The sequence below is a fragment of the Agrobacterium sp. a22-2 genome, from assembly GCF_012276985.1.
Taxonomy (GTDB): domain Bacteria; phylum Pseudomonadota; class Alphaproteobacteria; order Rhizobiales; family Rhizobiaceae; genus Allorhizobium.
The window spans coordinates 1-380 of sequence record NZ_JAAXMM010000131.1; the positions used below are offsets into that span (position 1 = coordinate 1).

1 protein-coding gene is annotated in these 380 nt (G+C 47.9%); it reads right to left on the bottom strand.

The genetic code is table 11. The annotated features are described in order from the left end of the window. Positions 1 to 73: 73 nt before the first annotated feature. Positions 74 to 358 (bottom strand): helix-turn-helix domain-containing protein, encoded by a 285-nt coding sequence (locus HFC70_RS26730; protein WP_015968924.1) that lies wholly within the window; start codon positions 356 to 358, stop codon positions 74 to 76. Positions 359 to 380 lie beyond the last annotated feature (22 nt).

The following is a 380-nucleotide window of genomic DNA, read 5'->3' on the forward strand; positions in this document are numbered from 1 at the left end:
CAGTTGTCATTTTCTTTATTTCCTTGCTGTCATGAAACCACCCGGTGGCCGTATCAAGCTGCGTCCCCATGGTTTATACTGCACGTGGGATCACTGATATCTCAAGAGTCAGATCAGCCGCGTCCAGTAGGTTTACCAGGGCGTCCAGAGAGAACTTGTCAATCTTGCCTTTGAGAAGATCATTCAATCTCGGTTGCGTAACATGTAGGCGAGCAGCAGCGTCTTTTTGCGGAAGATCCCAGCCCTTTATAGTACGGGTGAGAGCCCGCATGAGTTGGGAACGGATACGTAGGTTTTCAGTTTCTTTTGTCGAGTCAACTAGTGTATCCCAGACACCGGGAGTGCATTCGTTTGCCATTTATTTATTACCTCTTGAGGTA